Source organism: Rhodanobacter sp. Soil772 (assembly GCF_001428385.1).
Taxonomy (GTDB): Bacteria; Pseudomonadota; Gammaproteobacteria; order Xanthomonadales; family Rhodanobacteraceae; genus Rhodanobacter.
In genome coordinates this window covers 1,298,857-1,313,518 of sequence record NZ_LMSK01000001.1, presented here as the reverse complement: position 1 = coordinate 1,313,518, position 14,662 = coordinate 1,298,857, and the positions used below count along the sequence as shown (strand labels likewise).

At 66.5% G+C, this 14,662-nt stretch carries 12 protein-coding genes; 9 read left to right on the top strand and 3 right to left on the bottom strand.

Annotated features, from left to right (window positions below; all coding sequences use genetic code 11):
- Positions 1-18: 18 nt before the first annotated feature.
- Together secD and secF are read left to right on the top strand one after the other, a co-directional pair.
- Positions 19-1,902 (top strand): protein translocase subunit SecD, encoded by a 1,884-nt coding sequence (secD, locus tag ASG75_RS06170; protein ID WP_056386679.1) that lies wholly within the window; start codon positions 19-21, stop codon positions 1,900-1,902.
- Between the two features lie 9 nt (positions 1,903-1,911).
- Positions 1,912-2,874, top strand: coding sequence for a protein translocase subunit SecF (gene secF, locus ASG75_RS06165; RefSeq protein ID WP_056386677.1), 963 nt, complete (start codon positions 1,912-1,914; stop codon positions 2,872-2,874).
- Between the two features lie 146 nt (positions 2,875-3,020).
- Here secF and murU read toward each other — a convergent pair whose 3' ends face one another.
- Together murU and ASG75_RS06155 are read right to left on the bottom strand one after the other, a co-directional pair.
- Positions 3,021-3,725, bottom strand: a complete 705-nt coding sequence (gene murU, locus ASG75_RS06160) for an N-acetylmuramate alpha-1-phosphate uridylyltransferase MurU (RefSeq protein WP_056386675.1) — start codon at positions 3,723-3,725, stop codon at positions 3,021-3,023.
- A complete protein-coding gene (locus ASG75_RS06155; RefSeq protein WP_056386673.1) occupies positions 3,722-4,765 on the bottom strand; it encodes a phosphotransferase in 1,044 nt (347 codons plus the stop codon). The genes murU and ASG75_RS06155 overlap by 4 nt, the downstream gene beginning before the upstream one ends.
- A gap of 141 nt (positions 4,766-4,906) precedes the next feature.
- Here ASG75_RS06155 and ASG75_RS06150 point away from each other — a divergent pair, with 141 nt between their 5' ends.
- From ASG75_RS06150 to panE, 7 genes are all read left to right on the top strand, one after another.
- Positions 4,907-5,395, top strand: a complete 489-nt coding sequence (locus ASG75_RS06150) for an SUF system Fe-S cluster assembly regulator (protein ID WP_056386671.1) — start codon at positions 4,907-4,909, stop codon at positions 5,393-5,395.
- A gap of 8 nt (positions 5,396-5,403) precedes the next feature.
- Positions 5,404-6,870, top strand: coding sequence for a Fe-S cluster assembly protein SufB (gene sufB / locus ASG75_RS06145; RefSeq protein ID WP_200935607.1), 1,467 nt, complete (start codon positions 5,404-5,406; stop codon positions 6,868-6,870).
- A 134-nt stretch (positions 6,871-7,004) separates the two neighbouring features.
- Positions 7,005-7,784, top strand: a complete 780-nt coding sequence (sufC, locus tag ASG75_RS06140) for a Fe-S cluster assembly ATPase SufC (protein WP_056386667.1) — start codon at positions 7,005-7,007, stop codon at positions 7,782-7,784.
- Complete coding sequence (gene sufD / locus ASG75_RS06135; protein ID WP_056386665.1) at positions 7,781-9,100, top strand: Fe-S cluster assembly protein SufD; 1,320 nt, start codon at positions 7,781-7,783, stop codon at positions 9,098-9,100. The genes sufC and sufD overlap by 4 nt, the downstream gene beginning before the upstream one ends.
- 132 nt (positions 9,101-9,232) lie before the next feature.
- Positions 9,233-10,477 carry a cysteine desulfurase gene (locus tag ASG75_RS06130; RefSeq protein WP_056386660.1) on the top strand — a complete coding sequence of 415 codons (1,245 nt, stop codon included), beginning with the start codon at positions 9,233-9,235 and terminating at the stop codon, positions 10,475-10,477.
- Between the two features lie 75 nt (positions 10,478-10,552).
- A complete protein-coding gene (locus tag ASG75_RS06125) occupies positions 10,553-11,467 on the top strand; it encodes an acyltransferase (RefSeq protein ID WP_056386658.1) in 915 nt (304 codons plus the stop codon).
- A gap of 1 nt (position 11,468) precedes the next feature.
- Positions 11,469-12,401 carry a 2-dehydropantoate 2-reductase gene (panE, locus tag ASG75_RS06120; RefSeq protein ID WP_056386657.1) on the top strand — a complete coding sequence of 311 codons (933 nt, stop codon included), beginning with the start codon at positions 11,469-11,471 and terminating at the stop codon, positions 12,399-12,401.
- A 64-nt stretch (positions 12,402-12,465) separates the two neighbouring features.
- On the opposite strand, the gene ASG75_RS06115 is transcribed toward panE, so the two are convergent.
- The gene (locus ASG75_RS06115) at positions 12,466-14,502 is read right to left on the bottom strand and encodes a M13-type metalloendopeptidase (RefSeq protein WP_082547504.1); all 2,037 of its coding nucleotides are present in this window, start codon (positions 14,500-14,502) and stop codon (positions 12,466-12,468) included.
- Positions 14,503-14,662 lie beyond the last annotated feature (160 nt).

Sequence of the window (14,662 nt, the reverse complement as noted above, 5' to 3'; positions counted from 1 at the left end):
CTTTGATGGATGCAAGGCATGAGTGATTTTCCTCGCTGGAAGTACGCGCTGGTCGCGTTGGTGATGTTGTTCGGCATCATCTACGCGTTGCCGAATGCATTCCCGCCGGTGCCGGCCGTGCAGGTTACGGCCAACCGCGACGCGCCGCCGATCAACCAGGCGGTGCAGCAGAAGGTGACGGCGGCGCTGACGGCGAAGAAGATCGCGGTCACCGACGTGTTCGTGGAAGGCGACCACCTGCTGGCGACGTTCGCCAACTCCGACGTGCAGAAGAGCGGCGCCGACGAGATCAAGGCGGTACTGGGCGACGGCTACACCGTGGCGTTCAAGCTGCAGTCCAACGTGCCGGGCTGGCTGGGCGCGATCGGCGCCCGCTCGATGCCGCTGGGCCTGGACTTGCAGGGCGGCGTGCACTTCCTGATGCAGGTCGACCAGAAGGACTCGATCGAGAAGCAGGAAAACAGCTACGCGGACGATATCCGTTCCCTGCTGCGGGACAGGAACATCCGCTATGAGTCGGTCACGCGCAGCCCGGTAAGCGGCCAGGGCATCGCGGTGATCCTGCGTTCGGACGCCGACCGCAAGACCGCGTCCGACGCGATCGGCAACGAATACACCGACCTCAACGTGGCCGATGGCGCCAGCACCGGCGATCGCTTCGTGCTGAACGTGGTGATCAAGCCGGAAAAGCTGCGCGAGCTGTCGCGCAGCGCGATCACCCAGAACCTGGGCACGCTGCGCAACCGCATCAATGCGCTGGGCGTGTCCGAGCCGCTGATCCAGCAGCAGGGCGACAGCCGCATCGTGGTCGAGCTGGCCGGCGTGCAGGATCCGACCGAGGCGAAGAAGCTGATCGGCGCGGTAGCCACCCTGCAGTATCGCCCCGGTATCGGCCAGCCCGGCGATCCCCGCGCGGTGGAGGCGGCGCGCACCGGCAACATCCCGCCGGAGGCGAACCTGTACTACATGCGCGGCGACAACCGGCCGGTGCTGGTGAGCAAGCAGATCATCGTGACCGGCAACCAGCTGGTGGACGCCTCGTCGGGCATCGACCAGCAGAGCGGCACGCCGAAGGTCGACGTCACCCTGAACGCCGCCGGCGCCAAGAAGATGGGCGACTTCACCAACGCCAACGTCGGCAAGCCGATGGCGGTGCTGTACGTTGAGCAGGTCTACGAGACCAAGGTGATCGACGGCAAGGAAGTGCGCGTGCCCAAGGTCACCGAAACGGTGATCAACGACGCGACCATCCAGAGCCCCTTCAGCAAGCAGTTTCAGACCACCGGCCTGGGCAGCGCGAAGGAAGCCTCCGACCTCGCCCTGCTGCTCAAGGGCGGCGCACTGGCGGCGCCGATGGACATCGTCGAGGAAGGCGTGATCGGCGCCAGCCTCGGCCAGGACAACATCGACAAGGGCTTCAAGGCGGTGCTGCTGGGTCTGGCCCTGGTGCTGCTGGCGGCGGCGATCTACTACAAACTGTTCGGCCTGGTCGCGGATATCGCGCTGTTCTTCAACCTGGTGGTCCTGGTGGCGGTGATGTCGCTGATCGGCGTCACCCTGACCATGCCGGGCGTGGCCGGCATCGTGCTGACCCTGGGCATGGCGATCGACGCGAACGTGCTGATCTGCGAACGCGTGCGCGAGGAATTGCGTAACGGTTCAAGCCCGCACGCCTCGATCCGCGCCGGCTACGAGAAGGCCTGGTCGACCATTCTCGATGCCAACGTCACCCACCTGATCGCCGCCCTGGCGCTGACCACGATGGGTACCGGTGCGATCAAGGGCTTCGGCGTGACCCTGATGATCGGCATCCTGACCTCGTTGTTCACCTCGGTGACGCTGACCCATGCGTTCACTGCGGCGATCCACGGCCATCGCAAGCTCAAGACGCTGTCGGTCTAAGGAACCCCCATGGAAATTTTCAATCACGACAGCAACATCCACTTCCTGGGGATGCGCAAGTACACCGTGACGCTGGCCATCCTGCTGATGCTCGCGTCGATCGGACTGATCGCGTTCAAGGGCCTCAACTACGGCCTGGATTTCACCGGCGGCGTGTCGATGGTGATCGACTACGAGCGGTCGGTGGAAATCTCCGAGGTGCGCGGCGCGCTCGAGAAGGGCGGCATCCACAACGCGATGGTGCAGAGCCTGGGCGGTACCCGTGAGGTATCGATCCGCCTGCAACCCAAGGACGATCCCGGCGCCGTCGATGCCGTCGGCAAGTTCAATCTCGACCGCATCGCCGCCGACGTCATCAAGGTGCTGCACGTGTCCCGTCCGGACGCGAAGCTGAAGAGTCGCGACTACGTGAGCGCCCAGGTGGGTCAGGAATTGCGCAGCGACGGTACCGTCGCTGCGGTGTTCGTGATCCTCGGCATCATGGCCTACCTGTGGATCCGCTTCGAGCGCCGTTTCGCGATCGCCGCAGTGGCCACCGAAATCCATGACACGCTGGTGACGCTGGGTATCCTGGCACTGGTGCAGCGCGAGTTCGACATGACCGTGCTGGCCTCGGTGCTGGCGGTGATCGGTTACTCGATCAACGACAAGGTGGTGGTGTTCGACCGTATCCGCGAGCTGTTCCGGCTGGCGCGCAAGGCCGAGCCGGAGGAAATCCTCAACCGCTCGATCAACAACACGCTGTCGCGAACCATCATCACCTCGCTGTTCACCGGCATCACCATGGGCGCGCTGTACTTCTACGGCGGTACCGCGGTGCACGGCTTCGCCGTCACCATGCTGATCGGCATCGTGGTCGGCACGCTGTCCTCGATCTTCGTGGCCAGCCCGATCCTGCTGTGGCTGGGCGTGTCGAAGAAGGACCTGATGCCGGTCACCAAGGAAAATCCGGAACTGGCAAGAAGGCCATAAGTCATCATCGCCCGCTCCGCGGGCGATTCCGATGATCTCTCCCCCTGCAGGCAGGGGGAGATGCCCGCAGGGCAGAAGGGGTAATCCCCACAAAAAGAAACGGCCCGGTTTGTACCGGGCCTTTTTATTCAGACCATCCGCGCGCGCTATCCGCGCAGTTCCGCTTCCAGCTCCGCCAGTCGCGCCGGTGTCCCGACGTCGGTCCATGCGCCACGATGATGCGAGCCATCGACCCTTCCGCACGCGATCGCCGCTTCCAGCAGTGGCCGCAGCTTGAAGCGCGGTGGTTTCGCGTCGGCGCCCGGCGCGTCACCGACAGCCTCGGGCCAGCCGTCCAGCAGCTCGCGGCGGAACACGCCGATACCGCTGTAGGTGAGCCGAGGTTCGCCGTCGTCGTGCAATCGGCCTAGTGCGTCCAGCCGGAAATCGCCATGGGGATGATGCACGGGATTGTCCGTCATCAGCAGATGCGCCAGGCCCCGAGGCTCGGTGGGCAGGATGGTGAAATCTGCATCGCACCACACGTCGCCACTCACCACGAGGAACGGTTCTGAACCGAGCAGCGGCAGCGCGTTCAACATGCCTCCGCCGGTTTCCAGCGGCGTCGGGCCTTCGTAGGCGTAGCGGATGCGCAGGCCCCAGCGTGAACCGTCGCCGAGCGCATCGGGAAACTGTTCGGCCAGGTGCGAGGTGTTGATCACCACGTAATGCACGCCGGCTGCGGCGAGTTTCTCCAGGTGCCACACGATCAGCGGCTTGCCGCCCACGTTCAGCAGCGGCTTGGGCGTGCGGTCGGTCAGCGGACGCATGCGCTCGCCGAGGCCGGCGGCGAAGATCAGCGCGTGCCTCATGCGGTCACCGGCAAGCGCAGATCGCGCGCGCCGACGTGGCGCCGCAGCAGCGCCACGAAATCGGCCAGCTCGGGGTAGCGCCCGGCCACGTCGACCACGTAGTCGTACACGCGGGGCAGGTCGTCGAGATAGCCGTGCTTGCCGTCGCGGTAGCACAGCCGGCAGAAGATGCCGAGCACCTTGATGTGGCGCTGCAGGCCGATCAGGTCGAACCAGCGCAGGAAGCGTTCGCGGCCGACGTCCGCGGCGATCAGCCGTGCGGCCTGCAGGCGCTGCCGATAACTTTCGGCCCAGGCTTCCACGCGGGCACGATCCCACACGATGTAGCAGTCGCGCAGCAAGGAGGCGAGGTCGTAGGTGATCGGGCCGAGCAAGGCTCCCTGAAAATCGATAATGCCGGGGCTCAAGAGCCCCGGCGCGATGATTCCGGGGTTGTTGCTCGCGACGATCAGCAGGTTGCGGCTGTGGTAGTCGCGATGCACGAAGCAGCGTGGCTGCTCCAGCGCGTTCTTCAGCAGCACGGTGAACGCCGATTCCAGCACGTCCCATTCCTCGCACTCGGGCGTGTAACCCAGGTGCCGCCGCAGAAACCACTCCGGCATGATCTCCAGCTCGCGTTGCAGGAAGGCGTGGTCGTAGGGCTGCATGCCGGCGGTGTCCACGTCGCGCTGCATGCGCAGCAGGGCGTCCATCGCGTCGTCGTACAGCGCATCCACCGTGTGGTCGTTCAGGGCGGGCAGGTACAACCTCGAACCGAGATCCTCGATCAGCAGGAAACCCTGTTCGAGGTCCTGTGCCTGCACCGCCGGCACGTGCAGGCCGGCGGCGGACAGCCGGGTCCCAATTTCCAGCCAAGGCCGCGGATCCTCCTGCGCCGGCGGCGAGTCCATCACCACCCAGCTGCGCCCGGCATGCCGGGTGCGCCAATAGCTGCGGAAACTGGCGTCGGCCGAGGCGGATTCCAGGGTCAGGCTGGCGTCGTCCAGCACGTGGCGGGTCCAGGCGAGGCGGGCGGCGGCGCGGTCGGGAATCGGGGTCATGGCAACCATGGGCAAAGGGATGGCGCCAGCTTAGCGATCCGTCGGCGTCGTGACGAGGCGGTGAACACCGCGGCATTGACCGCGCGGTGTCGAATCAGTACCATTTTAGTCCCGATTCAAGTATCCAGCCCGAGCGCCCCCATGCTCCGCGTCAGCCGACTGACCGATTACGCCACCGTGGTGATGACCTGCATCGCTGCGCACCCGACCGAGGTGCTCAGCACAGTGCAGATCGCCGACGAGGCGCGGCTGGAACTGCCCACGGTAAGCAAGCTCCTGAAGGCGCTCAGCCATGCCGCGCTGGTCGAGTCGTTCCGCGGCGTCAACGGCGGCTACCGGCTGGCCCGGCCGGCCAGCGAGATCTCGCTGGCCGAGATCGTCGAGGCGCTGGAAGGCCCGATTGGCATGACCGAGTGCAGCGTGGCCGAAGGCCAGTGCGACCGCGAGTCGCAGTGCGGCGTGCGCGGCAGCTGGCAGCTGGTCAACAACGTGCTGGACAACGCGCTGCGCGCAGTCAGCCTGGCCGACATGCTCAAGCCGCAACCGCCACGGCCATCGCGCAGGATCGCCGCCGTACCCGTGAGCGAGATCGCCATGCCGGCGAAAGCCCGCCGGGTCACCACCGAATGAACGAGATCATGAACAACCAGAGCAGCACCGCCGCCACGCTGCGCGACAACGCGGGCGTGGCCGAGGTCCTTGGCCGCAGCTACAGCGCCGGCTTCACCACCGAGATCGAGATGACCGGCCTGCCGCCGGGTCTGGACGAAGGCACCGTCCGTGCCATCTCCGCCATCAAGCACGAGCCCGAATGGATGACCGAGTGGCGGCTGGAAGCCTACCGCCACTGGCTGACCATGCCCAAACCCGACTGGGCCAAGCTCAACATCGACCCGATCGACTACCAGGCGATCAGCTACTACGCCGCACCCAAGGTGGCGCCGAAGTCGCTGGCCGAAGTGGATCCGGCGCTGCTGGAAACCTACGAGAAGCTGGGCGTGCCGCTGCACGAGCGCGCCGCGCTGGCCGGTGTGGCGGTGGATGCGGTGTTCGACTCGGTCTCGGTCGGCACCACCTTCCGCAAGCAGCTGGCCGAGGCCGGCGTGCTGTTCTGCTCGATGAGCGAGGCGATCCGCGAGTACCCGGACATCGTGCGCAAATACTTGGGCAGCGTGGTGCCGACCGGCGACAACTTCTTCGCCGCGCTGAACTCGGCGGTGTTCTCCGACGGCAGCTTCGTGTTCATCCCCAGGGGCGTGCGCTGCCCGATGGAGCTGAGCACGTATTTCCGCATCAACGCGCAGAACACCGGCCAGTTCGAGCGCACCCTGATCGTGGCCGAGGAAGGCGCCCACGTCTCCTACCTCGAAGGTTGCACCGCGCCCAAGCGCGACGAGAACCAGCTGCATGCGGCGGTGGTGGAATTGGTCGCGCTGGAAAAGGCGCAGATCAAGTACTCCACCGTGCAGAACTGGTATCCCGGCGACGAGAACGGTGTCGGCGGCATCTACAACTTCGTCACCAAGCGCGGCGACTGCCGCGGCGACGATTCCAAGATCAGCTGGACCCAGGTGGAAACCGGCTCGGCGATCACCTGGAAATATCCCAGCGTGGTGTTGCGCGGCGACCGCTCGGTGGGCGAGTTCTACTCGGTGGCGCTGACTCATCATTTCCAGCAGGCCGACACCGGCACCAAGATGATCCATCTCGGCAAGTACACCAAGTCGAAGATCGTCTCCAAGGGCATCAGCGCCGGGCGCAGCTCCAACAGCTACCGCGGCCTGGTGAAGATGGAGAAGGGCGCCGAAGGCGCGCGCAACTACACCCAGTGCGACAGCCTGCTGATCGGCAAGAAGTGCGGCGCACACACCTTCCCGTACATGGAAGTGAAGAACCCCACCGCGATCGTCGAGCACGAGGCCACCACCTCGAAGATCTCGGACGACCAGATGTTCTACTGCCGCGCGCGCGGCATCCCGGAAGAGGACGCCGTGTCGATGATCGTCGACGGCTTCTGCAAGCAGGTCTTCCGCGAACTGCCGATGGAGTTCGCGGTGGAGGCGAAGAAATTGCTTGAGGTGTCGCTGGAAGGCGCGGTGGGCTGATCTGTACCAACAACGCACCGGAAGGCGTCATTCCCGCGAAAGCGGGAACCCATTTTGACTTTGTCGCAAGGGTGCCCATGGATTCCCGCGTTCGCGGGAATGACGGCAGTCAAGGCAGTAAAAGGCACGAAACCATGCTGAAAATCGAAAACCTGCACGCCCGCGTCGAGGGCAAGGAAATCCTCAAGGGGCTCAGCCTCACCGTCAACGCGGGCGAGGTGCACGCGATCATGGGGCCGAACGGCGCCGGCAAGTCGACGCTGGGCCATGTGCTGTCCGGCCGCGACGGTTACGAGGTAACCGCCGGCACGGTGACCTACAACGGCATCGACCTGCTCGCACTGGCGCCGGAAGAACGTGCCGCGACCGGCGTGTTCCTGGCGTTCCAGTACCCGGTGGAAATTCCCGGCGTCAACAACACCTATTTCCTGCGCGCGGCCTTGAATGCGCAGCGCAAGGTGCGCGGCGAGAAGGAACTCGATTCCATGCAGTTCCTCAAGCTGGTGCGCGAGAAGCTCAAGGTGATGCAGATTTCCGACGAGCTGCTGCATCGCGCGGTCAACGAGGGCTTTTCCGGCGGCGAGAAGAAGCGCAACGAGATCTTCCAGATGGCCGTGCTGGAGCCGCAGCTGGCGATCCTCGACGAGACCGATTCGGGCCTGGACATCGACGCGCTGAAGCAGGTCGCGCAAGGCGTCAACACGCTGCGCTCGCCCGAGCGCGCGTTCCTGATGATCACCCACTACCAGCGCCTGCTCGACTACGTGGTGCCGGATTTCGTGCACGTGCTGGCCGATGGCCGCATCGTCGAGAGCGGCGACAAGTCGCTGGCGCTGAAGCTGGAAGAGCACGGTTATGCCGGCATCGCCGCAAGCCATCCGGCGGGCTCGCATCAAGCCGGAGCGGTGGCATGAGCCAGCCGGCATCCCTGCCGTTGGTCGCGTCGCTGCTCGACGCGCCGCTGCCGGCCAGCGGCATTGCCTGGCTGGACGCGTCGCGGCGCGAGAACCGCGCGGCGTTCGCCGCCGGCGGCCTGCCCGACGCGCGGGTCGAGGCGTGGAAGTACACCGCGCTGCGCGGACTCGGCCAGCGCAGCTTCGCCGGTGGCGATGCGGCGGCTGCAACGCGTGTCGTCGATGCGGCGGCGTTCGCGTTGCCCGGCGTCGACGGGCCGCGGCTGGTCTTCGTCAACGGCGTGTTCCGCGCCGACCTGTCGGCTTCCGATGCGCTGCCCGACGGTCTTTCGCTGCAGCCGCTGTCGCAGGCGTTGCGCGGCGATGCGGAGCCGCTGCGCTTCGCGCTGTCGCGGCCGGCTCTGGTCGGGCATGTCCGCGAAGCCGCCGATGCATTCGTGCGGATCAACGCCGCCAGCGCCGGCGACGGCGTGGTGCTGCGGGTCGCTGCCCGCGCGCAAATCAGTGCGCCGGTGCACCTGGTCTTCGTCGGTGCCGCAGCCGAAGCCGAACTGGCCTGGCATGCACGCAACGTGATCGAGCTGGGCGAGGGCGCCTCGCTGAGCCTGGTCGAGCACTACGTGAGCAGCGGCGAGCAGGCCCAGCTGGCCACCCTGGTCAGCGACATCGAACTGCGCGAGGGTGCTCGGCTTCATCACACCGTGCTGCAGAACGCCGCGCTCGGCGCCAACCTGATTCGCCGCAGCGGCCTGCGCCTGCACGCGCGCGCGCAGGCGCTGCTGCACGTGCTGGAACTGGGCGGCGCGCTGGTGCGGCACGACCTGCAGGCCGAGCTGATCGGCGACGAGGCGCAGCTGCATACCCGTGGCGCGTTCATGCCGCACGGCCGCCAGCATGTCGATACCCAGCTGGCGATCCGCCACCAGGCGCTGAACACCACTTCCACGTCCAACTGGCGCGGCGTCGCCAACGACCGCGCGCGCGGGGTATTCCGCGGCGCGATCGTGGTGGCCCCCGGCGCCGACGGCAGCGATGCCAGCCTCAACAACAAGAACCTGCTGCTGTCGCCGACCGCCGAGATCGACACCAAGCCGGAACTGGAAATCTACGCCGACGAGGTGAAGGCCGCGCACGGCGCCACCGTGGGCCAGCTCGACGAACGCTCGCTGTTCTACCTGCGTTCGCGCGGCATCCCGTTGACCGAGGCCCGCGCGCTGCTGACCGCCGCGTTCTGCCGCGCGGTGCTGGACGATCTGCCGAACAAGGCGCTGCGCGAACATCTGTCGGGTTTGCTGATCGCGCAATTGCCTGCTTGATGCTTTCTCCTCCCCCTGCTTGCAGGGGGAGGCTGGGAGAGGGTAAGGCTTTCGCCTTTCAGATCAAGAGCGAACCCCTCCCCAACCCTCCCCTGCGAGCAGGGGAGGGAGCCACCTACGGAACCGTCAACGATGAATGCACAAGCCAGCACGCCCACCGTCTTCGACGTCCAGCGTATCCGCGCGGATTTCCCGCTGCTGGCGCGCCGCGTGCACGACAAGCCGCTGGTGTACCTCGATAACGCGAATACCAGCCAGAAGCCGTTGTCGGTGATCGAGGCGGTGGACAACCACTATCGCGAGCACAACGCGAACGTGTCGCGTGCGGTGCATCAACTCGGCGAAGAGGCCACCGCCGCCTACGAGGGTGCGCGCGACAAGCTGGCGCGCTTCATCAACGCGCCGTCGCGCAACGAGGTGATCCTCACTTCCGGCACCACCCATGCGATCAACCTGGTCGCCTACAGCTACGCGCTGCCGCAGTTGAAGCCCGGCGACAGCATCCTCACCACGGTGATGGAGCACCACGCCAACATCGTGCCGTGGCAACTGGTGGCCGCGCGCAGCGGCGCCACGGTCAAGGCCGCGCCGATCGACGAGCGCGGCGAGCTGATCGTCGAGAAGTACGTCGAGATGCTGACGCCGGAGGTGAAGCTGGCCTGCGTCACCCACGTCTCCAACGTGCTGGGCACGGTCAACCCGGTGCGCGAGATCGCGCGCGAATGCAGGAAGCGCGGCATCGCGCTGCTGGTCGACGGCTCGCAGGCGGTGCCGCACCGGCCGGTCGACGTGCAGGCGCTGGGCTGCGATTTCTACGCGCTCACCGGGCACAAGATGCTCAGCCCCACCGGCACCGGCGCGCTGTGGGCGAAGCGCGAACGTCTGCAGGCGATGCCGCCGTTCTTCGGCGGTGGCGACATGATCCGCGAGGTGCGTTTCGACGGAACCACCTTCGCCGACGTGCCGCACAAGTTCGAGGCCGGCACGCCGAACATCGCCGGCTTCGTGGGCCTGGGCGCGGCGATCGACTATTACGAATCGGTGGGTTTCGCGGCGATCCACGCGTGGGAGCAGCAGTTGCTGGCCTACGCCACCGAGCGCCTGCGCGCGATTCCCGGTCTGCGCATCGTCGGCGAGGCGGCGGAGAAGGAGCCGGTGATCTCGTTCCTGCTGGAAGGTGCGCAAGCCAGCGACATGGCCACCCTGCTTGATCTGCAGGGCGTGGCCGTGCGTTCGGGCCACCACTGCGCGCATCCGTTGATGCAGTTCTACGGCGTGCCCGCCACGCTGCGCGCCTCGCTGGCGTTCTACAACACGCGCGAGGAGATCGACGCGTTCATCGTGGCCCTGCTCAAGGTGCGCAAGCTGCTGATGTGAGGCGGCGCAAGGTCGCATGGCCTTGTCGCTGCCGCCGGCATTATGCTTCCCGTTCCTTCCGCCACGACCGACCCTATGTTCGCCAAGCTTCCCGGCCTGATCCGCATCCCGCTGGCGCTGCTGCTGCTCGCCCTCAACATCCTGCTGCACGTGACGCTGCTGTTCGCGTTCACCCTGGTCAAGGTGATCGTACCGCTGCGCGTGGCGCGGCTGGCCTGTTCGCGCGTGCTGGTGGTGATCGCGGAGAGCTGGATCGGGGTCAACAACATCCTGTTCGGCGTGTTCACCCGCATCCGCTGGCAGGTCGAGGGGCTGGACGGCCTGCGCCGCGACGGCAATTACCTGGTGCTGAGCAACCACCAGAGCTGGGTGGACATCCCGGTGCTGCAGAAGGTGTTCAACCGGCGCATCCCGTTCCTGCGCTTCTTCCTCAAGAGCCAGCTGATCTGGGTGCCGTTGCTGGGGCCGGCGTGGTGGGCGCTGGATTTTCCCTTCATGAAACGCTATTCGAAGGAAGCCCTGGCCAGGCACCCCGAGCTGCAGGGCAAGGACCGGGAAGCCACCCGACGTGCCTGCGAGAAATTCCGCCACATGCCGGTGTCGGTGATGAACTTTGTCGAAGGCACCCGTTTCACGCCGGCCAAGCACGATGCGCAGTCTTCGCCCTACCGCCACCTGTTGCGGCCGAAGGCCGGCGGCCTGGCGTTCGTGTTCGACGCGATGGGCGAGGCGCTGCATGCGGCCCTCGACGTCACCATCGTTTACCCGCAGGGCCGCCCCACGATGATGGATCTCATCGCCGGCCGCGTGCGCGATATCCGCGTGCACGTGCGCGAGCTTCCGATCGACGCGGCACTCGTGGGCAGCTACGACGAAGACACGGCGTTTCGCGGGCGCGTCAAGCTGTGGGTGAATACGCTGTGGAGCGAGAAGGACGCCCAGGCCGAACGCATGCTGATGGCGGCGGATGCCGCACCGACTGGAGATTGATATGCGCATTCTGATCGTTGGCGCCGGCGCCACCGGTGGTTACTTCGGCGGCCGCCTGCTGCAGCACGGGCGCGACGTGACGTTTCTGGTGCGCGAAAAGCGAGCGGCGCAACTGGCGCAGCAGGGCCTGCTGATCCGCAGCGCCACCGGCGACGCCGACCTGCCGTCGCCGCCCACCGTGCTGGCGAGCGGCTTGCGTACTCCCTACGACCTGATCCTGCTGAGCTGCAAGGCGTATGGCCTGGAGCAGGCGATGGCCGACATCGCGCCGGCGGTGGGACCGCAGACCGCGATCCTGCCGCTGCTCAACGGCATGCGCCAGCTGGATCTGCTGGACGCGCGCTTCGGTGCGCAACACGTGCTGGGCGGGCAGTGCGTGATCGCCGCCACGCTGGATGCGCAGGGTGTCGTCCGGCATCTCAACACGTCGCACAGCCTCACCTTCGGCGAGCGCGACGGCGGCGCGTCCGGGCGCATGCAGCAGATCACGCAGGCGCTTTCCGATGCGGGCTTCGACGCGCGCCCCAGCAGCACGGTCCTGCAGGACATGTGGGACAAGTGGATCTTCCTGGCCACGCTGGCCGGGATCACCTGCCTGATGCGCGGCTCGGTCGGCGAGATCGTGGCTGCGCCCGGCGGCACCGCCGCGGCGCTGGACCTGCTGGAGGACTGCCGCGCGGTGGCGGAGCGATCCGGCCATGCGCCGGGCGAGAAGACCCTGCAACGCGCCCGCAGCGTGCTGACCGAGGCCGGTTCCACGCTGACCGCCTCGATGCTGCGCGACCTGCAACATGGGCATCCGATCGAGGCCGACCATGTGGTCGGCGACATGCTGGCGCGCGCAGACCGGTCGCGCGACGAGCGTTCGCTGCTGGCCGTGGTCTACACCCACCTGAAGGTCTACGAGGCAAGCCGGACATCCCCGCCGGCGTGATGCGGCATGCACGAAAAAGCCGCGGCCTTGCAGCCGCGGCTTGGGGTGACTCGGGTGCCTGGGCTTACCAGATCTTCACTTGCGTCTCGCTGTCGCGCACCATCGCGTCGCCGCCCTTGCACTGGAACGCCCTGGCGAATTCCGGCATGTTCGACGGCGCACCGATCGCGCGGAATTTCGCCGGTGCGTGCGGGTCGGTGTTGAGCAGGGTCAGCTGCGCTTCGGGACGGATGCTGCCGCGCCAGACGCGGGCCCAGTTCAAGAAGAAGCGCTGATCCTGGGTATAGCCGTCGATCTTGCGGCTCGCTTCGGCCGGGTTCTTCGACAGCGCCATCTGCAGCGCGGTGTACGCCGCGTTCAGGCCACCCAGGTCGCCGATGTTCTCGCCCATGGTGAGCTGGCCGTTGACGTGCTTGCCGGGCAGCGCCGCGTAGCCGTCGAACTGCGCGCCGAGCTTCGCGGTGCGCGCCTCGAACGCCGTGCGGTCGGCCTCAGTCCACCAGTTGACGTTGTTGCCGTGGGCGTCGAACTTGCTGCCCTGGTCGTCGTAGCCGTGGCCCATCTCGTGACCGATCACCGCGCCGATGCCGCCGTAGTTGATCGCGTCATCCGCGCTGGCGTCGAAGAACGGCGGCTGCAGGATCGCTGCCGGGAACACGATCTCGTTCTTCTGCGCGTTGTAGTAGGCATTCACCGTCTGCGGGGTCATGCCCCATTCGGTGCGGTCGACCGGCTTGCCGATCTTGGCGACCGTGTAGTCGTAGTTGAACTTGTTCGCCGCCTGCACGTTGGCGAAGTAGTTGTCCGGTGCCAGCGTGAGGCCGGACCAGTCGCGCCACTTGTCGGGGTAGCCGATCTTCGGCACGAAGGTGGCCCATTTCTGCAGCGCCTTCTGCTTGGTCGCGTCGCTCATCCACTCAAGCTGCTCGATACGCGTGCGGAAGGCCGCGCTGAGGTTGGCGACCAGTTCCTCGGCACGCTGCTTCGAGGTCGGCGAGAAATTGTCGGCCACGTACAACTGGCCCAGCGCCATGCCCATGCTGTCGTTGGTGCTGTCGAGCACACGTTTCCACAGCGGCTTCATCTCCTTCTGGCCGTTCAGGGTCTGCGCATTGAACGCGAAGTCTTCCTGCTGGAACGGCGTGGACAGGTACGGCGCCGCGTTGGCGATCGCGTGGTAGCGCAGGTAGGCCTGCCACTGCGCCAGTGGCACGTCGTGCAGCATCTTCTGCGCCTCGGCGAAGAACTTCGGCTGCGACAGCGAGAAGCCGTCCCGCACGTCGGCTTTCTGCGCCTTGAAGAAGGCCGCCCAGTCGAAGTTCGGCGTCACCTTGTCGGCGTCGGCGATGCTGACGTAGTGGTAGCGGTTTTCCGGCTTGCGCATCTGCACCGGCGGCAGCGAGGCTGCGGCGAGGCGCGTCTCGAATGCCAGCACCGCCTTGGCCTGCTGCTGCGCGTGGGCAGCGCCAACGCCAGTCAGCTCCAGCAGCTTGGCGATGTGCGCCACGTAGGCGGTGCGGATCTTCGCGTAGTCGGGCTTGCTGTAGTAGTCGACGGTGGGCAGGCCGAGGCCGCCCTGGCCGGCGTAGGCGATCTGCCGGTTGGAGTCCTTGAAGTCGGCGTTGCCGTAGAAGCGGAACAGTACCGGTTCGCCGCGGGCGTAGCTGTCGCGGATGTAGCCAACCACGTCGGTACGGTTCTTCAGCCCGTCGATGCGCGCCAGCTGCGGCTTGATCGGATCGAAGCCGGCCTTGTCGATGGCCGCCGCGTCCATGCCGGAGGCGTACAGGTAGCCGATCTTCTGCTCGATCGAACCCGGCGCGGCGGCAGCCGCTTCGCGCGCGGCCTTCTCGACGATCTTGCGCTGCACGTCGAGGCTGTCCTCGCGCAGCGCGTCGAACGAACCCCAGCGCGTGCGGTCGGCGGGGATCGGATGGGCGGCCACCCACTTCGCGTTGACGAAGCCGTTGAAGTCGGTGCAGGCGTTGATGCTGCCGTCGATCTCGCTCACGTCGAACGCGGTGGTGGATGCGGCCAAGGCGCTGGTGCCCAGCGTCATCGCCACGGCGAACGCCAGTGGCTTCACAAAACGGTGCTTCATGGGTGGGTTCCTTCGGTGGGCACGCGGGCACGCCCGGCCGTCCGGGCATCGCAGAATTTTGCGTAAACGGCAGGCTAGGCAAGCCGGTCGCGTGCTGCCCAGTGTCGAAAGTCACACGCGGGCGCGACTGTTCCAGGTCATGGTGGGCGAAACGGGCGAG

Excerpts from the sequence above, each read along its gene's own strand:
- ASG75_RS06115 (WP_082547504.1), bottom strand. The coding sequence starts at position 14,502 with ATGAAGCACCGTTTTGTGAAGCCACTGGCGTTCGCCGTGGCGATGACG.
- ASG75_RS06155 (WP_056386673.1), bottom strand. The coding sequence starts at position 4,765 with ATGACCCCGATTCCCGACCGCGCCGCCGCCCGCCTCGCCTGGACCCGC.
- ASG75_RS06150 (WP_056386671.1), top strand. The coding sequence starts at position 4,907 with ATGCTCCGCGTCAGCCGACTGACCGATTACGCCACCGTGGTGATGACC.
- panE (WP_056386657.1), top strand. The coding sequence starts at position 11,469 with ATGCGCATTCTGATCGTTGGCGCCGGCGCCACCGGTGGTTACTTCGGC.
- sufC (WP_056386667.1), top strand. The coding sequence starts at position 7,005 with ATGCTGAAAATCGAAAACCTGCACGCCCGCGTCGAGGGCAAGGAAATC.
- secF (WP_056386677.1), top strand. The coding sequence starts at position 1,912 with ATGGAAATTTTCAATCACGACAGCAACATCCACTTCCTGGGGATGCGC.
- secD (WP_056386679.1), top strand. The coding sequence starts at position 19 with ATGAGTGATTTTCCTCGCTGGAAGTACGCGCTGGTCGCGTTGGTGATG.
- sufD (WP_056386665.1), top strand. The coding sequence starts at position 7,781 with ATGAGCCAGCCGGCATCCCTGCCGTTGGTCGCGTCGCTGCTCGACGCG.
- murU (WP_056386675.1), bottom strand. The coding sequence starts at position 3,725 with ATGAGGCACGCGCTGATCTTCGCCGCCGGCCTCGGCGAGCGCATGCGT.
- ASG75_RS06130 (WP_056386660.1), top strand. The coding sequence starts at position 9,233 with ATGAATGCACAAGCCAGCACGCCCACCGTCTTCGACGTCCAGCGTATC.
- ASG75_RS06125 (WP_056386658.1), top strand. The coding sequence starts at position 10,553 with ATGTTCGCCAAGCTTCCCGGCCTGATCCGCATCCCGCTGGCGCTGCTG.
- sufB (WP_200935607.1), top strand. The coding sequence starts at position 5,404 with ATGAACAACCAGAGCAGCACCGCCGCCACGCTGCGCGACAACGCGGGC.